Origin of the sequence: Hydrogenophaga taeniospiralis CCUG 15921 (genome assembly GCF_001592305.1) — a bacterium.
In the GTDB taxonomy this organism is placed as follows: Bacteria; Pseudomonadota; Gammaproteobacteria; order Burkholderiales; family Burkholderiaceae_C; genus Hydrogenophaga; species Hydrogenophaga taeniospiralis.
Map to the genome: position 1 here is coordinate 1 of NZ_BCWR01000005.1, position 18,725 is coordinate 18,725.

An 18,725-nucleotide genomic window follows, 5' to 3' on the forward strand; every position below is an offset into this window, starting at 1 on the left:
AACGGGTCTGAGCGAAAGCCTTATGGCGCGCTCTGCATGGCTTGGCCCACGACCATGTACCAGGTCACGAACAGTGCGCACAGGAACGCCGCGGGGAGTACCCGCGCGGTGCGGCGGTAGATGAACACCCCGGCGATCGCCACGGCGGCCATCACCGGGACGAAGTTGATCGCGATGATGATGCGCAGCGGGTCGAACATGTGGAACTCGATCAGCTTGTGGCCCAGGAGCAGCGAACCGTACTCCACCCCCAGGAAGAGCACGAAGCCACCGGCGAACGTGGCCACGGACAGTCCGTACAGGCCGACGGCCCCGGACACGCGTTGGCCCAGCATTGCGAAGTGCGCACGAAACAGGACGGCGAAGAACACGGCAAAGACCAGCAGGTAGACCGGAAAGGCCGACGCCTGCCAGGCGCTCATCGGCTTGAAGGCCATGAACCAGAAGCGCATGTCCACCGTGAGGAAAAACTGCACCGCCGCCACGAGTGAATAGGTCACGCCGAACGTGATCAACGCAATGACCGCCGACCGTGCTATCTGGTCGAATCCCTGCAGCACTTTGGTGCCGACTACGCGCAACACGATCAGCGCTATCAACGCATTGCCCAGCGCCCAGAAGGCGATTTCGTTGACGAACAGGGACGGAAGAAGGGTCGATGCGGGCAGCAGATCGCCGCCCAGCCGGCACAGCGGGAGGAAGGTCAGCGCGGGAACCAGCGCACTGGCAATCACAGTGGCCCACCATTTGCCGTCACGTGCTTGTGCTGGAGCTTCGGCAACCGCGGGGGTGCACAGCGACTGAAAGTAGGGCAACCGCAACAAGGTCGCAAACAGACCGAGGGCAAAGGCGACCAGCCCGATCAAGGCGATGGCCGTACCGGTTTCTTTCCAGTGCCACACCTGGTCGTCTGCGGGTCTCGGGTTGCCGCCTTTGAGCGTTTTCTGGAACCAGTCGATGGCGTGCCCGATCGCCGTCGGCGAGATGTGGTCCATCGGATGGGTGATGGCGGGGGTGTGGAGGATGCGTGCGGTGCCCCCTTCGATGTCCCCATAGACCTTGCCGGTCTCGACCGGTGCATCGGTGCTGAAGACGCTCCAGAGCTTCTTGCTCGACGCCACGTCTTTCGCCGCGCCAATCTGCCACATGATCCCGGGGAATTCGTCGTACTGGCTGAAGACCACCGCCAGGTTGCGCGGGAAGTCCGGCGTGCCTTCCGGCGCGAATGGCGCACCGGTGCTGGAGCCTTCCAGCACCAGGGCGCGATAGGCGTCCGGCATCGCCGCCGCGGCATTGACGACGGTCCAGCCGCCCATGCTGTGGCCTTCGAGACCGATGTTGTCCTTGTCGACGAAGTCCAGGCTGCGCAGGTACTTCAGGCCGTCGATGCCACCGAATGCGTTCGCGAACGCGGGCGGCGCGCTGTAGCCGTGGCCGGTCTGGTCCAGCGCGAGCACCACGTAGCCCCGTCGGGCGAACTCGATGGCGAATCCGCTCTGTGCTTCGCGCGAGTTGAAATAGCCGTGGACGGCGAGGATGCCCGGTGCGGGTGTTTTGGATGTGGCGCTGGCGGGTATGTAAAGGTGCGCGCTCATCGGGGTGCCATCTGCGCCCGTGAAGCGCACGTCCTGGATGCGCACACCGCCAGCGGTCTGGATGAAGTGCGCGAGCAAGGCGCCCGCGAGGACGATGAGCAGGCCACCCCACAGCAGCCAGGCGGATCGTTTTGAAAAGTGGGTGTCTGGCCCGCTGGCGTTGGCCGCGGCCGGGCTGTTCGCCAGAACGGGCGCGACCGAGGTGTGTTTTTGCATGATGTGTCTCCGATGGTTGTCGTCACCCATCGGTCTGCCTGGGGCGGCCGATGGGCCGGAGGCAATCTACGCCGGCGCCGGGCGTGCGTCTTGTCGCTTCTGGCGGGCTTTGTCGAATCCGGACGTCAGTGCGCGACGTTGTCGCGGTAGCGGCCTGGCGTGGTGCCGACGTGGCCCACGAAGTGGCGGGTCAGCTGGCTTTGGTCGGCAAAGCCGCTCTGAAGGGCCACCTCCGCGAGCGGATGGCCGCGAGCGATCAGCAGCTTGGCGTGTTCGACGCGGCGCTGCAGCAGGTACTGGTGTGGGGACAGGCCGGTGGCTTCGCGGAAAGCGCGGCACAACTGCCGCACGCCCAGGCCGGAGGCTTCGGCCAGATCGTGCAAGGTCACAGGCTGCGCGAAGCGCGCCTCGATCAGTGCGATGGCCTGGGCGCAGCTGCGTTTTGCTGGGTCGCTCCTGGGTTCCCGCAGACCCGCCAGGTGCGCCAGGAGCGCAGCGATCAACGACTCGCCGACCAGCGGGCCGCTCGGACTGCCTTGCGCAAGATCGGCCGCAAGCGCATCAAAGAGCAGTTCGAGCAGGTGCGAGCGCAAGGGCGCCTGTTGTCCCGATGGCGCCAGGATGCGCGAATCACCGAGCACGGACTCGACGATTTCCGGGGCGATGAAAAGAAACTGCGAGCGCCCACCGTCGCGCCATTCGAAGCGTTGTTCGTCGCCCGCGCGCCAGATCGAGAAGCCGGGCGCAAACCCACGCCAGTCCCGGTGGCCGAGCTGGCGGCGGGACTCCTGATGCATGCCGCGCTGGATGCAGTAGCGCGCGTGGCCATGATCCACGATGCCTTCGTCCGCCCCGGCGATGTCGGTGAAGTACGCACCCTGCCACCCGACACGCCAGCTGTCGAGCAGGAATCGCGGCATGGTCGAGACGTTGTAAAGGCCTTGCGGGCCTGGCAGAGGGGCGATGCGCATGGTGGACTGCTGGGAAGTTCCTCAACGCCGGATGGGCTCGCACGGTATTGAACGGGCGCGTCCGGAGGGCAAGGGTCTGATTCTTATGCCGGCTGAAGAAGCGTGATAGCTAGGGTCACTACCGATCTCCACCGCGGAGCCACAGCAGCGCGGCCAGGGCGCTCAGGCCCAGGCCGCTGGAAACCCACAGCGCGCCCGAACCCCAGCGTTCGATGCACATGCCAAAGAGCAGGGGCGCAAAGGCCTGCGCCACCCGCGAGGGCGCCATGATCAGGCCCTGGCGCTGGCCGTAGCCCTGCGGGCCGAAGTACACCAGCGGCAGGGTGCCCTTGGCGATGGTGAGGATGCCGTTGCCCGCGCCGTGCAGCACGGCAAACGCCGGGCCGGCGACCGGGCCCAGCAGCATCCACAGGCCCGCGCCCACCGGGTGGGCGAGCGCTGCCCAGCGGGCCGACAACAAGGGGTGCAGGTGGCGCAGCAGCCCGAATTCCAGCAGGCGGCCCGCCACCTGGGCCGGGCCGACCAGGGCACCGATTGCCACCGCGCCGGCCAGTGTGGCGCCGCTGGCCACCAGCAGTTGCGGCAGGTGGGCGGCCATGGCGGTGCTGATGAACCAGGTGGCCGCAAACACATAGGCCAGCACCCACGCGGTATAGGCGGGTGGCGGGGGTGTTTGATGGGCCGCCGGCGGGGCCGTGGCGGACAGCGGGGCCGGTGGATGCGCAGGCGTGGTCGTGGGGCCGGGCAGGGCCGCGGCGCGGGGCAGCGCCAGGTTGAGCGGCAGCCCCACCAGCAGGTGCAGCCCGGCCCAGGCCAGGCAGGCGCCGCGCCAGCCGACCTGGGCTTCGAGCAGGCCGCTCAAGGGCCAGCCCACGGTGCTGGCGAAGCCGGCCAGCAGCGTGATGCCGGTGATGGAGGCCCGCGCCTGGGTGCCCTGCAGCCGGACCAGGGCGGCAAATGCCGCTTCGTAGAGCCCGCCCCCCATGGCGATGCCCAGCACCAGCCAGGCCAGCATCAGGCCCGCCGTGCCCTGCACCTGGGACAGACCCGCCAGCCCGGCGGCGAACAGCAGGCTGCTGCCGGTGAGCACCGGGCGGCCGCCCCAGCGGTCGATGGCGCGGCCGGCGAAGGGGCCGAGCGCGGCCGAGGCCAGCAGCGCCAGCGTGAAGGCGCTCCAGACGTGGGAGACCGGCAAGCCCAGGCCACTGGCCATGGGGCGGGCGAGCAGGGCGGGCAGGTAATACGACGAGGCCCAGGCCAGCGTCTGGGCGGTGCCCAGGCGCAGCACGATGGGCCAGTTGCGCTGCTGCGGGGTCGTCATGCCTGCGGGATGCGGCCGGTGGGGCCCATCGGTGCGAACGCCATGGGCTCAGCCGCTGCGCTTAGGCGATGTCGAAGGCGTGAAAGCCGAAGCGGCCCGCGCGCCGGTCGGCAAAGTAGTGTTCCAGTGTTTCCTTGACGGTGCGAAACGCGATCTCGTCCCAGGGGACCTGGTCTTCGGTGAACAGCCGGGCCTCGATGGTTTCGCTGCCGGGGTTGAAGTGCGTGCTGAGCAGGCGCGCGCGGTAGTAGATGTGGACCTGGCCCACGCGCGCAACGTTCATGAGGGTGAAGATCTCGCCCATTTCGAACTGCGCGCCGGCTTCTTCGTCGGTCTCGCGGGCCGCGCCCTGCGCGGTGGTTTCGCCCAGCTCCATGAAGCCTGCGGGCAGCGTCCACTTGCCCCGGCGGGGTTCGATGTTGCGCAGGCAGAGCAGCACGTATTCGCCGGTCTCGCCCCACACGGGCACGGTACCGACGACGTTGAGCGGGTTTTCGTAGTGGATGGTGTGGCAGACGGGGCAGACCGCGCGGGGCTTGGTGTCGCCGTCGTCGGGGATACGGTAGCTGACGGCGGCGCCGCATTGTCTGCAGTGCTGGATGGGGCTGCGGTGCATGCCGCAAAGTGTAGGGGGAAATGAAAAAGGGCCCCTTGCGGAGCCCTTCAGGAGGTGTGGAGGCGCAGCCCCCGTCGCGGTTGGCGTTCAGCCCTTAGTGGTCTTGCCGTGCTTCTCGATCAGGGCCTTGGCGGTGTCGAGCAACTGCTTGCCGTTGAAGCCGCGCTTGTCCATGTCCTGCACCCACTCCACTTCCACCAGGCGGGCCTTGCGCTTGAATTCCTGCGCCTCGGCCGCGGGGATGGTGTAGATCGAGTTGCCGAGTTTCACGGCGGACTCACGGCCCGGCTTGTCGCCGCTTTGCTGCACCTTGCCCAGCCAGGCCGAGGTTTCCAGGCCCGAGTTCTTGTCGATGACGGCCTTGAGGTCGGGCGGCAGCGAGAAGTACTTGGCCTTGTTCATCGCCAGGATGAAGGTGGTGGTGTAGAGCGCGCCGCCCGAGGGGTCGAACTCGCTGTGGAACTTGGCCAGCTCCTGGACCTTGACCGCGGGGACCACTTCCCAGGGGATCACGCAGCCGTCGATCACGCCCTTGGAGAGCGCGTCGGGGATCTGCGGCAGCGGCATGCCCACGGGCGTGGCGCCCAGGTAGCCGAGCATCTTGGTGATCTGGCGGGTCGGGCCGCGCACCTTGGAGCCCTTGAGGTCTTCGGCGGTCTTGATCTGCTTGTTGCGCATGTGGAACATGCCCGGGCCATGCACCTGCAGGGCGATCGGCTGCACTTCCTTGAACTCGTCCTTGGCGACGGTCTGCACGTATTCCCAGTAGGCCTTGGAGGTGGCTTCGGCGTTGTTCATCATGAACGGCAGCTCGAACACTTCGATGCGCGGGAAGCGGCCCGGGGTGTTGCCCGGCAGGGTCCAGACGATGTCCACCACACCGTCCTTCGCCTGATCGTAGAGCTGCACCGGCGAGCCGCCGAGCTGCATGGCTGGATAGGCCTCGAACTTGATGCGGCCGCCCGAGTCTTTGGTGACCTTGTCCATCCAGGCCTTGTGCATGTTGAGCCACACGTTGGACTGCGGCGACATGAAGGTGTGGAACTTGAGGGTGACGGTCTGCTGGGCGAAGCCGACAAGGGCGGGCGCGCCAAAGGCCACGGCGGCGCCGGATTGAAGCAGGGTTCTGCGCTGGATCATGGGGAAGTCTCCTGGGGTCGGTCGAACGATGAGGGAAGGCAAGACCCGACAACGGTAAGGGTTTCGCACCGCGCCGGGCAGGGGTCAAACCCGCAAAAGGGATCGCGGGGGCGGTTTGCGTGATTTATTTTTGTAAAACCAATTCACCCCTGCGGAATTATAGGAAGGAGCCCCCAGGGGTAAACCCGGGGCCGGTGGGCCGGGTTCAGGCCACCTGGACGGTGATGCCGCTCAAGCCGTCGATGCCGCCGGTCATGGTGTCGCCACGCACCACCGCGCCCACGCCCTCGGGGGTGCCGGTGTAGATCAGGTCGCCGGCTTGCAGTTCCCAGGCGTTGGAGAGGTGCTCGATGGTTTCGGCGATGTTCCAGATGAGCTTGCTGACGGCGCTGCGCTGGCGGTCGCTGCCATTGACCTGCAGCCAGATGGCCGCATGGTGGATGTCGCCCGCGTCCGCCGCGGGCGTGATCGGGCCGATGGGGGCCGACTGGTCATAGCCCTTGCCGATGCACCAGGGCCGGCCCTGCTTCTTCATCTCGGTCTGCAGGTCGCGGCGCGTCATGTCCAGGCCGACCGCGTAGCCGTAGATGTGGCTGGCGGCGTCTTCGGCCTTGATGCCGCGACCGCCTTTGCCGATCGCCACCACCAGTTCAATCTCGTGGTGCAGGTTGGACGTGAGGCTGGGGTAGGGAATGGTGGCCACCTGGCCCGGCTCGGCGACCACGATGGCGTCGGCCGGCTTGAGAAAGAAGAACGGCGGCTCGCGGCCGGTGAAACCCATCTCTTTGGCGTGTTCTTCGTAGTTGCGGCCCACACAGTAGATGCGGTGGACCGGGAAGCGCTCGGCACGGCCGACCACAGGCACGGACACGACAGGCGGCGGGGTGAAGGTGTAGGAGGTCATAAGAGGGAGGGAAAGAGGTTAAAGAAAACTCGCGGCAGCACAGTGTGCCTCCGGCGCACGTGCCTGTGCCCAGGATGCCGCGGAACTGGCTTTGCCAGGCCGCAGGCATCGCCCCCTGGGGGGTGACGCCGCAGGCGGCGCGGGGGGAGCCTAATGCTGCTTCGCCGGCAGCCGCACCACCAGGCCATCGAGTTCGGGCGTGAGCACGATCTGGCAGCTCAGGCGGCTGTCGGCCTGGGCCGGGCAGGCGGCGAAGTCCAGCATGTCGCGCTCGTCGGCCACCGGGGGCGGCAACTGGTCGATCCAGGGCGCGTTGACCATGACGTGGCAGGTGGCGCAGGTCAGGGTGCCGCCGCAGTCGGCTTCGATGCCGCGCACGTTGGCGTCCACGGCGGCTTTCATGAGGCTCTGGCCGGGTTCGGCCTGGATGTCTTGCACCGACTGGTCGGCGGCGATGAATCGGATGTGGATCATGGTGGTGAAAAGGTTCAGATGCGGCTGAAGTATTCGCGCCGTTCGAAGTCGGCCTTGTCTTCGGCCTGGGCGTGCCGATGAATTTCGCTGCGCTTGATGCGGCAGAAATAGCGCACGACATCGGGGCCCAGGCCCTGGTTGAGCGCGGCGTCGTCGCGCAGGGCGTCCAGCGCATCGCTCAGTGTGCCGGGGATTTTCTCGAAGCCTTCGGCGTAGGGGGTTTCGCAGGCGGGCGGGGGCATGAGGCCACGCTCCAGGCCGTCGAGCCCGGCGTGGATCTGCGCGGCGATGTAGAGATAGGGGTTGGCCGCCGGTTCGCCCACGCGGTTTTCGATGCGGGTGGCCCCGTCGCCGGCCGCGCCCACCACGCGCAGCATGGCGCCGCGGTTGTCCTGGCCCCAGATCACGCTCTGGGGCGCCAGCGCGTTCGGGCGGAAGCGGCCAAAGCCGTTGATGGTGGGCGTGCACAGCGCCGTCATGCCCGGGGCGTGCGCCAGCAGGCCGGCGAGCCAGTGGGCGCCGGCGTCCGACAGCGTGTGGCGCGCGTCGGCGGGAGTGCTGCCCGTTGCGGGCGCGTCGCGCACGCAGGCGTTGCCCCCGGTGGCCAGGTCCACCAGCGACTGGTGCAGGTGCCAGCCGCTGGACATGATGTTGGGAAACGGCGGGCGGCACATGAAGGTGGCGTGGTAACCGGCGCGGCGCAGCGCCTGGCGCACACCGTTGCGGAACAGCACCATCTGGTCGGCCGCGGTGAGCGCGTCGGTGGCGTCGAACACGGCCTCGACCTGGCTGGGACCCAGCTCGATTTCCAGCGACTGCAAGGGCAGGCCCAGCGCCTGCGCGGTGCGCATAACGATGGACAGCGGTTCATCCGCCAGGTCGATCAGGGCCTCGGACTGCAGGTTGTAGCCGGGGTGGATCATTTCCACCTGCGGCGGCAGGCCGGGCCAGGCGGCCCGCTCGGGGTCGAGCTGGGGCGCGGTGTCGGTGATGCGGTAGATGTGGAATTCCACCTCGAGCCCCGTCTTGAGCCCATAGCCCGCCTGGGCCAGCCGCGCCAGCGCCCGCTGCAGCACGCGCCGCGTGTCCAGCGGCACGGGCGTGCCGTCGGCGAACCAGGGCTGGCAGCGCAGCCAGCCGGTGTGGGCTTGCCAGGGCAGGGGGGTGAAGCTGGCCGGGTCCGGCAGCAGCACCAGGTTGGCCGCGCCGGCAAAGCCGGGCAGGTCGTCCGCGCCACCGGCCTCGAACACCTTCCAGGCGGTACGGTCGGCGGTGTCCTTGAGCATGAGCGTGCCGACCATGCCAACGCCGTCGCGCAGGGCCTTGATGGCGGCGTGCGCCATCAGCGTCTTGCCGCGCAGCATGCCGTGCGCGTCGCACCAGCCCAGGCGCACGCGCTGGACGCCGCTGGCTTCGATGAGCTGGGCGGTCTGCAGGCAGGCGGCTTCGCGGGCCGCGTCGTGCAGGCCGCAGCGTTGGGCGAAATGGCTCATCTCGCGCCGGCCGTTTCGGTTGCGGCTTGCGCGGCGGCGTTCTGCCAGGGCGCGCCTGCGCGCTTGGCGCGCACCGCGTCCTGCCACCAGGTCTGCCAGCCCTCGGCGGGGGCAATGCCGTCCACGGTGTCGGGGCCCGTGATGTGGGTGTGTTGTGCCGGGTCGGCGATGCCGGGCGGCGTGCCGCCTTGCTCCACGGTGTCCATGGCCTGCAGCAGCATTCGCCGGTTCGCCATGATCACTTTGTCGGTCGTGCCCAGGTGTTCGCGCGTGCGGTCCTGGATGGCGCCCATGCTCTCGCAGGCCCACTGGTCGTGCACGTTGATGTCGTCCTCGCCCATGCCGAGGTAGGTGCGGTTCTGCTGCTCTTCGGCGTTGAAGCCCCAGTTGTTGTGGCGGCCCGATTTGGGGATGTAGTCGGGCAGGGTGACGGCGTCCAGGCGCTGGTTGCGCATGGTGTCCTTGTCCACGGGATCAGCGAAGCTGGTGAAGAAGGCGAACCAGTAACTGCGCGTGTCGTCCACCGGCACGTGCATCTGCGTGATGGTCATGGTCTCGGAGAGCGGGATCACGAAGGTCTGCGGGAACACCGCGTTGGTGATGCGCACGTGGGTGAGCGCCTCGGTCATGGGGCGCAGGGCGGTCAGCTGGATGCCGTAGGGCTGCTGCGTGAAACTGATCTGGGGTTGGCCGAATTCGCGCATCACCTTGGTCATGGGCCAGCGCTCGCCGCCCACCTCACCCACGCTGGCGCCGCGGAACTGTTTGCCGTAGCTGCCTTCGAGCGAGGCATCGTTGAAGAAGCGGTGCAGGTACGAAGCGTGCGCCGGGTCGATACCGACCTCGAAGGCCTGCAGCCAGTTGCAGTGCCACAGGCCCTTGAACACGAAGCTGTGCGTAGCGGGCGCTTCGAAGCAGTCCAGCGCGGGGAAGGGCGGCGGCGTGCTGCCCTCGGGGCCGAACCAGCCGAACAACGCACCGGCTTTTTCGATCAGCGGGTAGCTGCGCTGCCGGATGCGGGTGCACAAGGTGCTGCCGGCGGGTTCGGCCGGGGTCTCGGTGCACTGGCCGCTCACGTCGAACTTCCAGCCGTGGAAAGGGCAGCGCAGGCCGTCGCCCTCGTTGCGGCCAAAGGCCAGGTCGGCGCCGCGGTGTGGGCAGTCGCGGTCGAGCAGGCCGAAGGCGCCTTGGGCGTTCCGGAACAGCACGAAGTCCTGCCCTAGCACGCGCACCGCTTTCACCGGGCGCACGGCCATGGCCGGGTCCAGCGCGGGGTTGAACTCGTCGAGCAGGGCCACCGGCTGCCAGTAGCGGCGCAGCAGATCACCGCCCGGTGTACCCGGCCCGACCTGGGTGATGCGCTGGTTCAGTTCGGCTTTCATGTGGGGGCTCCTGTGGGCTGGTCGGCGGGTGTTGATCAAACGGTATCCCGTTTTGACGATTCAGTGTACAGTTTGCGGCATGAGCCTGCAAGAAACCGTTTTGATGCAACTGCGCGACCTGATCCTGAGCGGCGAGTTCGCGCCCGGTCAGCGGCTGGCCGAGCAGCAACTGGCCGAGCGCCTGGGCGCCTCGCGCACGCCGGTGCGCGCCGCGCTGGTCACGCTGGAGCAGGAGGGGCTGGTCGAGGCCAACGACACCGGCAAGTACCTGGTGCGCCAGTTCACCGCCCAGGAGGTGACCGACGCGATCGCGGTGCGGGGCCATCTGGAAGGCATGGCGGCGCGCCTGGTGGCCGAACACGGCGTGTCGCGCCAGCTGCAGGGCGGTTTGCAGGCCTGCCTGGACGAGGGCGACCGGCTGTTGGCCGACAGCCCGCTCACGATCGAGAGCTACGCAGCCTACGCGGCCATGAACGACCGCTTCCACGCGCTGATCCTGGAGGCCTGTGGCAACCGCGCGCTGCAGCGCGCCGTGGCGCTCAACGACAAGCTGCCGTTCGCCCCGGCGTCCGCCATGTTGCCTATGCAGGGCACGGTGGCGCTGGACCGCGACTGGATGCTCTACGCGCACCGCCAGCACCACATGCTCTTCGACGCGCTGCGCCGGGGCGAGGGCGCGCGGGCGCAGGCGCTCGGTGTGGAGCACACCGAGGTGGCGCAGATGAACATGCGGCTGGCGCTGGAGCGGCGCGCCGAGTCCGAGCGGTTCATGCCAGGGATGCGGCTGGTGGTCGGGTAGCCCTGGCCCTGGCCCGGGGCCGGTGTATCGTGTGGGTCAAACAGACCGAACCGCAGCCCATGCGGGTATGCCATGAGCGCTTTGAGCCAGACCCTCACCGATCAGCCTTGCACCGCAGACAGCGGCCTGACGCTCAGGCGCGTGGCCATCGACACCTACCACGAGAACGTGGCCTACCTGCACCGCGACTGCGCGGTCTACCGGGCCGAGGGCTTCCAGGCCCTGTCCAAGGTGGAGGTGCGCGCCAACGGCAAACGCATCCTGGCCACGCTCAACGTGGTGGACGACGCGAGCATCGTCGGGCACAACCAGCTCGGCGTGTCGGAAGACGCCTTCAGGCAGCTCGAAGTGCCCGACGGCCATCCCGCTTCGGTGTCGCAGGCCGAGCCGCCCGAGTCCATTCCCGCGCTGTTTCGCAAGATCAACGGCGAGCGCCTGGGCCGCGAGGACTTTCATGCCATCGTGCGCGACATCGCCGACCTTCGCTACTCCAAGATCGAACTGACCGCCTTCGTGGTCGCCAGCAACCGCAACGAGCTCGACCGCGAAGAGGTGACCTTCCTCACCGAGGCCATGGTGGCTGTGGGCCGCCGGCTCAACTGGCGCGAGCCGCTGGTGGTGGACAAGCACTGCATCGGCGGCATCCCGGGCAACCGCACCTCCATGCTGGTGGTGCCCATCGTCGCGGCCTACGGGCTGGTGTTTCCCAAGACCTCGTCGCGCGCCATCACCTCGCCCGCGGGCACGGCCGACAGCATGGAAGTGCTGGCCAATGTGCAGTTGCCGTTCGACCGCCTCACCGAGATCGTGCGCGCGCACAAAGGCTGCCTGGCCTGGGGCGGCACGGCCCACCTCTCGCCAGCCGACGACGTGCTGATCTCGGTCGAGCGGCCGCTGTCCATCGACTCGCCAGGGCAGATGGTGGCCTCCATCCTGTCGAAGAAGATCGCCGCCGGCGCCACCCACCTGGTGCTCGACATTCCCATCGGCCCCACGGCCAAGGTGCGTTCCATGCCCGAGGCGCAGCGCCTGCGCCGCCTGTTTGAGTACGTGGCGCAGCGCCTGCACCTCTCACTGGACGTGGTGATCACCGACGGCCGCCAGCCCGTGGGCCATGGCGTGGGGCCGGTGCTGGAAGCGCGTGATGTGATGCAGGTGCTGGAAAACGATCCGCAGGCCCCGAACGATCTGCGCCAGAAGTCGCTGCGGCTGGCCGGCCGCATCATTGAATGCAGCCCGGACGTGCGCGGGGGCGACGGCTTTCGCATCGCGCGCGACATCCTCGACTCGGGCCGCGCGCTGGCGCAGATGCAGGCCATCATCGAGGCCCAGGGCTCGCACGGCTTCGACCACCACCACCCGTCGCTGGGAGTACTCACGCTGGACGTGCTGGCGCCCGAGGCGGGCCTGGTGGCGGGCATCGACAACCTGCAGATCGCGCTCATCGCACGGCTGGCCGGCGCGCCCAAGGTGCAGGGTGCGGGCGTGGACCTGCTGTGCAAGCTGGGCGACACGGTGGCCGCGGGCGACGTGCTCTACCGCGTGTACGCCAGCTACGCCGCCGACCTCGAATTTGCGCGCCAGGCCAGCGCGCGCGCCAGCGGCTACAGCATCGGCAGCGCTGGGCAACTGCCCCATGTGTTTGTGGAGTTCTGATGAACGCATCCCTGAACGATCTGGCCGGCTGTCTGCTGTGTTTTGAAAACGAGCGTGTCATTGCGGCCAGCGCCGCCCACGCGGCCGGGTTGAAGCTGGCCCTGATCGCGCGCCACCGTTTCCCCGACGGCGAGCTGCGCCTGCGCCTGCCCGAAGCGCTGCCGGCGCGCGTGGTGCTCTGGCGCGGCCTGCACCAGCCCAACGAAAAACTGGTGGAGCTGCTGCTGGCCGCGCAGACGGCGCGCCAGCTCGGCGCGCGTCACCTCACGCTGGTGGCGCCCTACCTGGCCTACATGCGCCAGGACATCGCCTTCAACCCCGGCGAGGTGGTCAGCCAGCGCGTGATCGGCAGTTTCCTCGCCAGCCTGTTCGACGCGGTCATCACCGTGGACCCGCACCTGCACCGCGTGACCATGCTGAGCGAGGCCGTGCCGGTTCGCGACGCCATCGTGCTCAGCGGCGCGCCGCTGCTGGCCGACCACATCGCGCGCCACCGGGTGCGGCCGGTGCTGATCGGCCCCGACGAAGAGTCGCTGCAATGGGTGTCTGGCGCCGCGCAGCGCTTTGGCTGGGACCACGCGGTGTGCCGCAAGACCCGGCACGGTGACCACGAGGTGGAGATCGAGCTGCCCGCCTTGCCCGTGGCCGGGCGCCAGGTGGTGCTGATGGACGACGTGGCCAGCTCGGGCCACACGGTGGCGCAGGCCGCGCGGCTGCTGTGCGCGGCGGGCGCGGCCTCGGTGGACGTGGCCGTGACCCACGCGTTGTTCGCCGCCGACGCGGTGCGGCTCATCCGCGAGGCGGGCGCGGGCCAGATATGGAGCACCGACTGCATCCCGCACCCGAGCAACACGGTGAGCATCGTGCCGGTCGTGGCCGAGGTGTTGCGCGAACTCGTCGCGGTCGGCCGATCCGCAGCTTGAACACCTCGCAGCGGGGCGTGGGGCGCGCCGGGTAGGGCGGCGACGCCGCTACGCCGGCTGCGATGAACCTGCCTGCATGCCAGCGCCGTGCGGAGCGGCCGGCTTGCGCGATACCCCTCAGACTCTTACAGTGGGCTCGTGGTGCTTCTTGCAGGAGGTGCGATGCGGTTCGATCGGGTCGTGGATGCTGCGGCGTCTGCCGGGCGGGCCCTCCGTGTGGCAGGGCGTTGCGCGCTGGTGGCGCTGCTGCTGGGTCTGGCGGAGGTTGCCGCGCATGCCGCCGTTCCAGCCATGGTGCTCACGGTGCATGACGCCATTGGGCCGGCCAGCGCCGACTACATCGTTCGCGGGCTGCAGCGCGCGCAGCGGCAGGGCGCACCCCTGGTGGTGCTGGAGCTCGACACGCCGGGCGGGCTGGACAGCTCCATGCGCCAGATCATCCAGGCCGTGCTGGCCTCGCCGGTGCCCGTGGTCGCCTATGTGAGCCCGCCAGGATCGCGCGCGGCCAGTGCCGGCACCTACATCCTCTACGCCAGCCACGTCGCCGCCATGGCGCCGGCCACCACACTGGGCGCGGCCACACCGGTGGCCATCGGCATGCCCGGCGCGCCGCAGGCGCCCAGGGAGCGGCCCGACGCCGACCCGGCCCCCAAAGACAAGCCCGGCGAACCGGACGCACCGGCACCTGCCTCGCCCCCGGACGCCATGACCGCCAAGCAGGTCAACGACGCGGCCGCCTTCATCCGCGGTCTGGCCATCCGGCACGGGCGCAACGTGGCGTGGGGCGAACGCGCGGTGCGCGAGGCGGTGAGCCTGAGCGCGACCGAGGCCTTGCGCGAGAAGGTGATTGACGTGGTGGCCAGCGACATCCCGGACCTGCTGCGCCAGATCGACGGGCGCACCGTGCGCATGGCCAGTGGCGAGCTGCGCCTGCAGACGCGCGGCCTGAGCACCCAGGCCCTGCCGCCCGACTGGCGCCACCGCCTGCTGGGCGTGATCGCCAACCCCAGCCTGGCGCTGATCCTGCTGATGATCGGGGTCTATGGCCTGATGTTCGAGTTTTCCTCGCCCGGCTTCGGCCTGGCCGGTACGGCGGGCGCGGTCTGTTTGCTGCTCGCGATGTTCGCGCTGCAGTTGCTGCCCGTGAACTACGCGGCGCTGGCTCTGATCCTGCTCGGCTTTGCCCTGCTCGCCGCCGAGCTGCTGTCGCCGTCGTTTGGCGTGCTGGGCGTGGGCGGTGTCGTCGCGTTCATGGCCGGCGGCCTGCTGCTGTTCGACCGCGACGTGCCCGGCATGGGCGTGCCGCTGCCACTGCTCTTCGGCATCGCCGTCACGGCCGCGGCCGCGGTGCTGCTGGGTGGGGGCATGGCGCTGCGGGCGCGCCGCGCGCCCGTGGTCAGCGGCGCTGAAGACATGGTCGGTGCCCTGGGCGAGGTGGTCCAGGAGCAGGATGGCCGGACCTGGGCCGAGGTGCGTGGCGAGCGCTGGCAGGTGCGCTCGGACACTGCGCTGCGGCCCGGGCAGCGCGTGCGCGTGGAGGCCCTGCACGGCCTGTTGCTGCAGGTGCGGCCCGAGGCCGCCGCGCCATCCCCATCTCCCAACCCACAGCAAGGAGGCGTCCATGGTGTTTGATTTCAACCTGGGGCTGGGCACGATCCTCGTGCCTGTGGTGCTGATCCTGCTGGCGTCGTCGTTTCGCATCCTGCGCGAGTACGAGCGCGGCGTGGTGTTCCAGCTGGGCCGGTTCTGGAAGATCAAAGGCCCCGGTCTGGTGATCGTGGTGCCGGGCCTGCAGCAGATGGTGCGGGTCGACTTGCGCGTGGTGACCATGGACGTGCCGCCACAGGATGTGATTTCGCGCGACAACGTCTCGGTCAAGGTCAACGCGGTGGTGTTCTTCCGCGTGGTGGCGCCCGACAAGGCCATCATCCAGGTGGAAAATTACCTCATGGCCACCAGCCAGCTCGCGCAGACCACGCTGCGCGTGGTGCTGGGCAAACACGAGCTCGACGAAATGCTGGCCGAGCGCGAGCGGCTCAACCTCGATGTGCAGCAGATCCTGGACGCGCAGACCGATGCCTGGGGCATCAAGGTGACCAACGTCGAGATCAAGCACATCGACCTGAACGAATCCATGGTGCGGGCCATCGCGCGCCAGGCCGAGGCCGAGCGCGAGCGGCGCGCCAAGGTGATCCATGCCGAAGGCGAAAAACAGGCGGCGGTGTCTTTGCTCGAAGCCGCGCAGATGCTGGCGCAGCAGCCCGAGGCCATGCAGTTGCGCTACCTGCAGACCATGACCCAGGTGGCCGGCGACCGCGCCTCGACCATCGTGTTCCCGCTCCCGATGGACTTGTTGGGGCGGATGCTGCATCCGCCCGAGTCGCCACCGCAGCCCGTCCGGCGGGCGTGAAACCAGGAGACCATTCATGGTGCATGCGCCCATTCACAAAACCGTGGTTCCGGCGTCAAAGCCCAACCTGTCCGACTACGACGCCACGGTCGCAGGGTTCAGCTGGCAGGAGGCCGAGCGGCAGCTTGATGGCCTGCCCGGTGGTGCCGGGCTGAACATCGCCCACGAGGCGGTGGACCGCCATGTGCTGCACGGCCGGGGCCACAAGACCGCGATCCGCTGGCTGGGCAAGAGCGGTGAGCGGCGAGAGTTCAGCTACCTGGACCTGGCGCGGGCCACCAACCAGTTCGCCCATGCGCTCGAACACCTGGGGGTGCGACCCGGCGAACGCGTGTTCATCCTGATGGGGCGCCTGCCCGAGCTGTATGTGGCGCTGCTGGGTGCGCTCAAGGCGCGTTGTGTCGTGACGCCGCTGTTTTCGGCGTTCGGACCCGAGCCCATCGCCACACGGGCCGAAATGGGCGATGCGCGGGTGCTGGTCACGACGCCAGAGCTGTACCAGCGCAAGGTGCAGGATCTGCGCGAGCGCCTGCCCGGCCTGCGGCATGTGATCGTGGCGGGCGCGGTGCCCTCGGACGAGGGCGGGGTGCATCCGTGGGGGGCGCTGGTGTCTCCCGCCTCCACCACCTACACCATCGCCCCGACCGATCCCGAGTCCATGGCGCTGCTGCATTTCACCAGCGGCACCACCGGCCGGCCCAAGGGGGCGGTGCATGTGCATGCCGCGGTGCTCGCGCACATGGTCACCGGGCGCTACGCGCTCGATCTGCACGACGACGACGTGTTCTGGTGCACGGCGGACCCGGGCTGGGTCACGGGAACGAGCTACGGCATCATCGCGCCGCTGGTCTGCGGTGTGACCAATGTGGTGGTGGAGGCCGAGTTCGACGCCCAGACCTGGTACGGCGTGCTCGAGCGCGAGCGCGTGAGCATCTGGTACACCGCGCCCACCGCCATCCGCATGATGATGAAGCTCGGCGCCGAGGCATTAAAGGGGGTCGATCTGTCGGCGTTGCGCTTCATGGCCAGTGTGGGTGAGCCGCTCAATCCGGAGGCCGTGGTCTGGGGGCTGGAGGCGTTTGGCCTCCCGTTCCACGACAACTGGTGGCAGACCGAAACGGGCGGCATCATGGTGTCGAACTATCTGGCGATGGACATCCGGCCCGGCTCCATGGGCAAGCCCTTGCCGGGCATCGTTGCCGCGGTCGTGCGCCGGACCGGCAGCGGTCACGTCGAAGCCATCACGGCGCCCGATGTGGATGGCGAACTGGCGCTGCGCGCACCCTGGCCGTCCATGATGCGCGGCTACCTGCACGAGGACGAGCGCTACCGCAAGTGTTTCGTGGACGGCTGGTACCTCACGGGCGATCTGGTGCGCCGGGACGCCGAAGGCTATTACTGGTTCGTTGGCCGCGCCGACGACGTCATCAAGTCGTCCGGCCACCTGATCGGGCCCTTCGAGGTGGAGAGCGCCTTGATGGAACATCCGGCCGTGGCCGAGGCCGGGGTCATCGGCATTCCCGACCCGATGGCGGGCGAGGTGGTGAAGGCCTTCGTGGCGCTCAAACCGGGCCACGAGGCGAGCGAAGCGCTGCGGCGCGAACTGCTGGGCCATGCCCGCAAGCGCCTGGGGGCGGCGGTGGCGCCCAAGCAGATCGACTTCCGCGACAACCTGCCCAAGACCCGCAGCGGCAAGATCATGCGCCGCCTGCTCAAGGCGCGCGAGCTGGGCCTGCCCGAGGGCGATCTGTCCACGCTGGAAAGCGATGAAAAGAAGTGAGGCCACGACATGACCGACAAGCTCCATCTGGACCGCGCGCACCTGCACCACCTGTACCGGGAGATGCTGCGCATCCGCCGCTTCGAGGCCAAGTGCGTCGAGCTCTACCAGGCGCAGAAGATCCGGGGCTTCCTGCACCTGTACGACGGCGAGGAGCCGGTGGCGGTGGGCGTGATGGCCGCGCTGGAGGCGCGCGACGCGGTGGTGGCCACCTACCGTGAACATGGCCAGGCGCTCGCGCGTGGCGTGCCCATGCGGGCACTGATGGCCGAAATGCTGGGCAAGCTCGAAGGCTGTTGCCGCGGGCGAGGCGGCTCCATGCACATCTTCGACCGCCAGCGGCGGTTCTTCGGCGGCAACGCCATCGTGGGCGGCAGCCTGCCACTGTCCGTGGGCATCGCCATGGCGGACAAACAACTGCGCCCCGGCGCGGTCACCGCCTGCTTCTTCGGCGAAGGTGCGGTGGCCGAGGGGGCGTTTCACGAAAGCATGAACCTGGCCGCCCTCTGGCAACTGCCGGTGCTGTTCGTCTGCGAGAACAACCTGTATGCCATGGGCGTGCCCCTGAAGGACGCGGAGTCGCAGACCGATGTGTTCCGCAAGGCCGAGGCCTACCGCATGGCCAGTGCGCAGGTCGACGCCATGGAGCCGGTGCAGATGGCCGCGGCCGCCCGGCGGGCGGTGGATCACGTCCGTGCCGGCCAGGGGCCCTTCTTCCTGGAATGCCGCACCTACCGTTTTCGCGCGCACTCGATGTTCGATACCCAGGCCTACCGCACGCGCGAGGAAGTCGAGGACTGGAAGCGCCGCGATCCGATCGAGCGCCTGCGCCGCTGGATGGTGGACAACCACCTGCTGAGCCCCGATGAGGCCACGGGGATCGACGCGGGCATCGCGGCCGAGATCGACGACGCCGTGGCGTTTGCCGAGGCGGGCACGCTGGAGCCGGTGGCCGAGCTGGAGCGCTTCGTCCTGATGGACAGCGTCGTGCAGGAGCAGGCGACATGACCCACCGCGCTTGCATCCCTGGGGTGGCGACTCGGCA

The 18,725-nt window shown here is 68.7% G+C and carries 16 protein-coding genes; 7 read left to right on the forward strand and 9 right to left on the reverse strand.

The annotated features are described in order from the left end of the window. Nucleotides 1-20 precede the first annotated feature (20 nt). From HTA01S_RS06540 to HTA01S_RS06580, 9 genes are all read right to left on the reverse strand, one after another. Nucleotides 21-1,811 (reverse strand): alpha/beta hydrolase family protein, encoded by a 1,791-nt coding sequence (locus HTA01S_RS06540; RefSeq protein WP_084235910.1) that lies wholly within the window; start codon nt 1,809-1,811, stop codon nt 21-23. A gap of 125 nt (nt 1,812-1,936) precedes the next feature. Continuing rightward, on the reverse strand, nt 1,937-2,782 hold the full coding sequence (locus HTA01S_RS06545; protein ID WP_068168215.1) for an AraC family transcriptional regulator: 846 nt from the start codon (nt 2,780-2,782) through the stop codon (nt 1,937-1,939). A 118-nt stretch (nt 2,783-2,900) separates the two neighbouring features. Continuing rightward, nucleotides 2,901-4,103, reverse strand: a complete 1,203-nt coding sequence (locus HTA01S_RS06550) for an MFS transporter (RefSeq protein ID WP_068168219.1) — start codon at nt 4,101-4,103, stop codon at nt 2,901-2,903. 61 nt (nt 4,104-4,164) lie between these two features. Beyond that, nucleotides 4,165-4,719 (reverse strand): NUDIX hydrolase, encoded by a 555-nt coding sequence (locus HTA01S_RS06555; protein ID WP_068168222.1) that lies wholly within the window; start codon nt 4,717-4,719, stop codon nt 4,165-4,167. A gap of 87 nt (nt 4,720-4,806) precedes the next feature. After that, nucleotides 4,807-5,859, reverse strand: a complete 1,053-nt coding sequence (locus HTA01S_RS06560) for a TRAP transporter substrate-binding protein (protein WP_068168226.1) — start codon at nt 5,857-5,859, stop codon at nt 4,807-4,809. 205 nt (nt 5,860-6,064) lie between these two features. After that, nucleotides 6,065-6,763 (reverse strand): fumarylacetoacetate hydrolase family protein, encoded by a 699-nt coding sequence (locus tag HTA01S_RS06565; protein WP_068168229.1) that lies wholly within the window; start codon nt 6,761-6,763, stop codon nt 6,065-6,067. Between the two features lie 150 nt (nt 6,764-6,913). Then, nucleotides 6,914-7,237 carry a 2Fe-2S iron-sulfur cluster-binding protein gene (locus HTA01S_RS06570; protein WP_068168232.1) on the reverse strand — a complete coding sequence of 108 codons (324 nt, stop codon included), beginning with the start codon at nt 7,235-7,237 and terminating at the stop codon, nt 6,914-6,916. Between the two features lie 14 nt (nt 7,238-7,251). After that, the gene (locus tag HTA01S_RS06575; protein WP_068168235.1) at nt 7,252-8,730 is read right to left on the reverse strand and encodes a glutamine synthetase family protein; all 1,479 of its coding nucleotides are present in this window, start codon (nt 8,728-8,730) and stop codon (nt 7,252-7,254) included. After that, nucleotides 8,727-10,112, reverse strand: a complete 1,386-nt coding sequence (locus HTA01S_RS06580; protein ID WP_068168238.1) for an aromatic ring-hydroxylating dioxygenase subunit alpha — start codon at nt 10,110-10,112, stop codon at nt 8,727-8,729. The genes HTA01S_RS06575 and HTA01S_RS06580 overlap by 4 nt, the downstream gene beginning before the upstream one ends. 79 nt (nt 10,113-10,191) lie before the next feature. On the opposite strand from HTA01S_RS06580, the gene HTA01S_RS06585 reads away from it, so the two are divergent. The 7 genes from HTA01S_RS06585 to pdhA all read left to right on the forward strand — a co-directional run bounded on the left by HTA01S_RS06585 (nt 10,192) and on the right by pdhA (nt 18,688). Next, the gene (locus HTA01S_RS06585; protein WP_068168240.1) at nt 10,192-10,911 is read left to right on the forward strand and encodes a GntR family transcriptional regulator; all 720 of its coding nucleotides are present in this window, start codon (nt 10,192-10,194) and stop codon (nt 10,909-10,911) included. Nucleotides 10,912-10,983: 72 nt separating this feature from the next. Next, complete coding sequence (locus HTA01S_RS06590) at nt 10,984-12,567, forward strand: thymidine phosphorylase family protein (RefSeq protein WP_068168243.1); 1,584 nt, start codon at nt 10,984-10,986, stop codon at nt 12,565-12,567. Continuing rightward, nucleotides 12,567-13,490: a ribose-phosphate diphosphokinase gene (locus tag HTA01S_RS06595; RefSeq protein WP_068168246.1), complete on the forward strand. Its 924-nt coding sequence runs from the start codon at nt 12,567-12,569 to the stop codon at nt 13,488-13,490. The genes HTA01S_RS06590 and HTA01S_RS06595 overlap by 1 nt, the downstream gene beginning before the upstream one ends. A 162-nt stretch (nt 13,491-13,652) precedes the next feature. Beyond that, complete coding sequence (locus tag HTA01S_RS06600; protein WP_068168248.1) at nt 13,653-15,122, forward strand: NfeD family protein; 1,470 nt, start codon at nt 13,653-13,655, stop codon at nt 15,120-15,122. Then, the gene (locus HTA01S_RS06605; RefSeq protein ID WP_068168251.1) at nt 15,112-15,900 is read left to right on the forward strand and encodes a slipin family protein; all 789 of its coding nucleotides are present in this window, start codon (nt 15,112-15,114) and stop codon (nt 15,898-15,900) included. Before HTA01S_RS06600 ends, HTA01S_RS06605 begins: the two co-directional genes overlap by 11 nt. Before the next feature lie 16 nt (nt 15,901-15,916). Then, nucleotides 15,917-17,680: an acetate--CoA ligase gene (gene acsA, locus HTA01S_RS06610; protein ID WP_068168254.1), complete on the forward strand. Its 1,764-nt coding sequence runs from the start codon at nt 15,917-15,919 to the stop codon at nt 17,678-17,680. Nucleotides 17,681-17,689: 9 nt separating this feature from the next. Then, complete coding sequence (gene pdhA, locus HTA01S_RS06615; RefSeq protein WP_068168257.1) at nt 17,690-18,688, forward strand: pyruvate dehydrogenase (acetyl-transferring) E1 component subunit alpha; 999 nt, start codon at nt 17,690-17,692, stop codon at nt 18,686-18,688. The last annotated feature ends 37 nt before the right edge of the window (nt 18,689-18,725 follow it).

Bases quoted from the DNA above. Each gene is read 5' to 3' on its own strand.
- HTA01S_RS06540 (WP_084235910.1), bottom strand. From the start codon at position 1,811: ATGCAAAAACACACCTCGGTCGCGCCCGTTCTGGCGAACAGCCCGGCC.
- HTA01S_RS06545 (WP_068168215.1), bottom strand. From the start codon at position 2,782: ATGCGCATCGCCCCTCTGCCAGGCCCGCAAGGCCTTTACAACGTCTCG.
- HTA01S_RS06550 (WP_068168219.1), bottom strand. From the start codon at position 4,103: ATGACGACCCCGCAGCAGCGCAACTGGCCCATCGTGCTGCGCCTGGGC.
- HTA01S_RS06555 (WP_068168222.1), bottom strand. From the start codon at position 4,719: ATGCACCGCAGCCCCATCCAGCACTGCAGACAATGCGGCGCCGCCGTC.
- HTA01S_RS06560 (WP_068168226.1), bottom strand. From the start codon at position 5,859: ATGATCCAGCGCAGAACCCTGCTTCAATCCGGCGCCGCCGTGGCCTTT.
- HTA01S_RS06565 (WP_068168229.1), bottom strand. From the start codon at position 6,763: ATGACCTCCTACACCTTCACCCCGCCGCCTGTCGTGTCCGTGCCTGTG.
- HTA01S_RS06570 (WP_068168232.1), bottom strand. From the start codon at position 7,237: ATGATCCACATCCGATTCATCGCCGCCGACCAGTCGGTGCAAGACATC.
- HTA01S_RS06575 (WP_068168235.1), bottom strand. From the start codon at position 8,730: ATGAGCCATTTCGCCCAACGCTGCGGCCTGCACGACGCGGCCCGCGAA.
- HTA01S_RS06580 (WP_068168238.1), bottom strand. From the start codon at position 10,112: ATGAAAGCCGAACTGAACCAGCGCATCACCCAGGTCGGGCCGGGTACA.
- HTA01S_RS06585 (WP_068168240.1), top strand. From the start codon at position 10,192: ATGAGCCTGCAAGAAACCGTTTTGATGCAACTGCGCGACCTGATCCTG.
- HTA01S_RS06590 (WP_068168243.1), top strand. From the start codon at position 10,984: ATGAGCGCTTTGAGCCAGACCCTCACCGATCAGCCTTGCACCGCAGAC.
- HTA01S_RS06595 (WP_068168246.1), top strand. From the start codon at position 12,567: ATGAACGCATCCCTGAACGATCTGGCCGGCTGTCTGCTGTGTTTTGAA.
- HTA01S_RS06600 (WP_068168248.1), top strand. From the start codon at position 13,653: ATGCGGTTCGATCGGGTCGTGGATGCTGCGGCGTCTGCCGGGCGGGCC.
- HTA01S_RS06605 (WP_068168251.1), top strand. From the start codon at position 15,112: ATGGTGTTTGATTTCAACCTGGGGCTGGGCACGATCCTCGTGCCTGTG.
- acsA (WP_068168254.1), top strand. From the start codon at position 15,917: ATGGTGCATGCGCCCATTCACAAAACCGTGGTTCCGGCGTCAAAGCCC.
- pdhA (WP_068168257.1), top strand. From the start codon at position 17,690: ATGACCGACAAGCTCCATCTGGACCGCGCGCACCTGCACCACCTGTAC.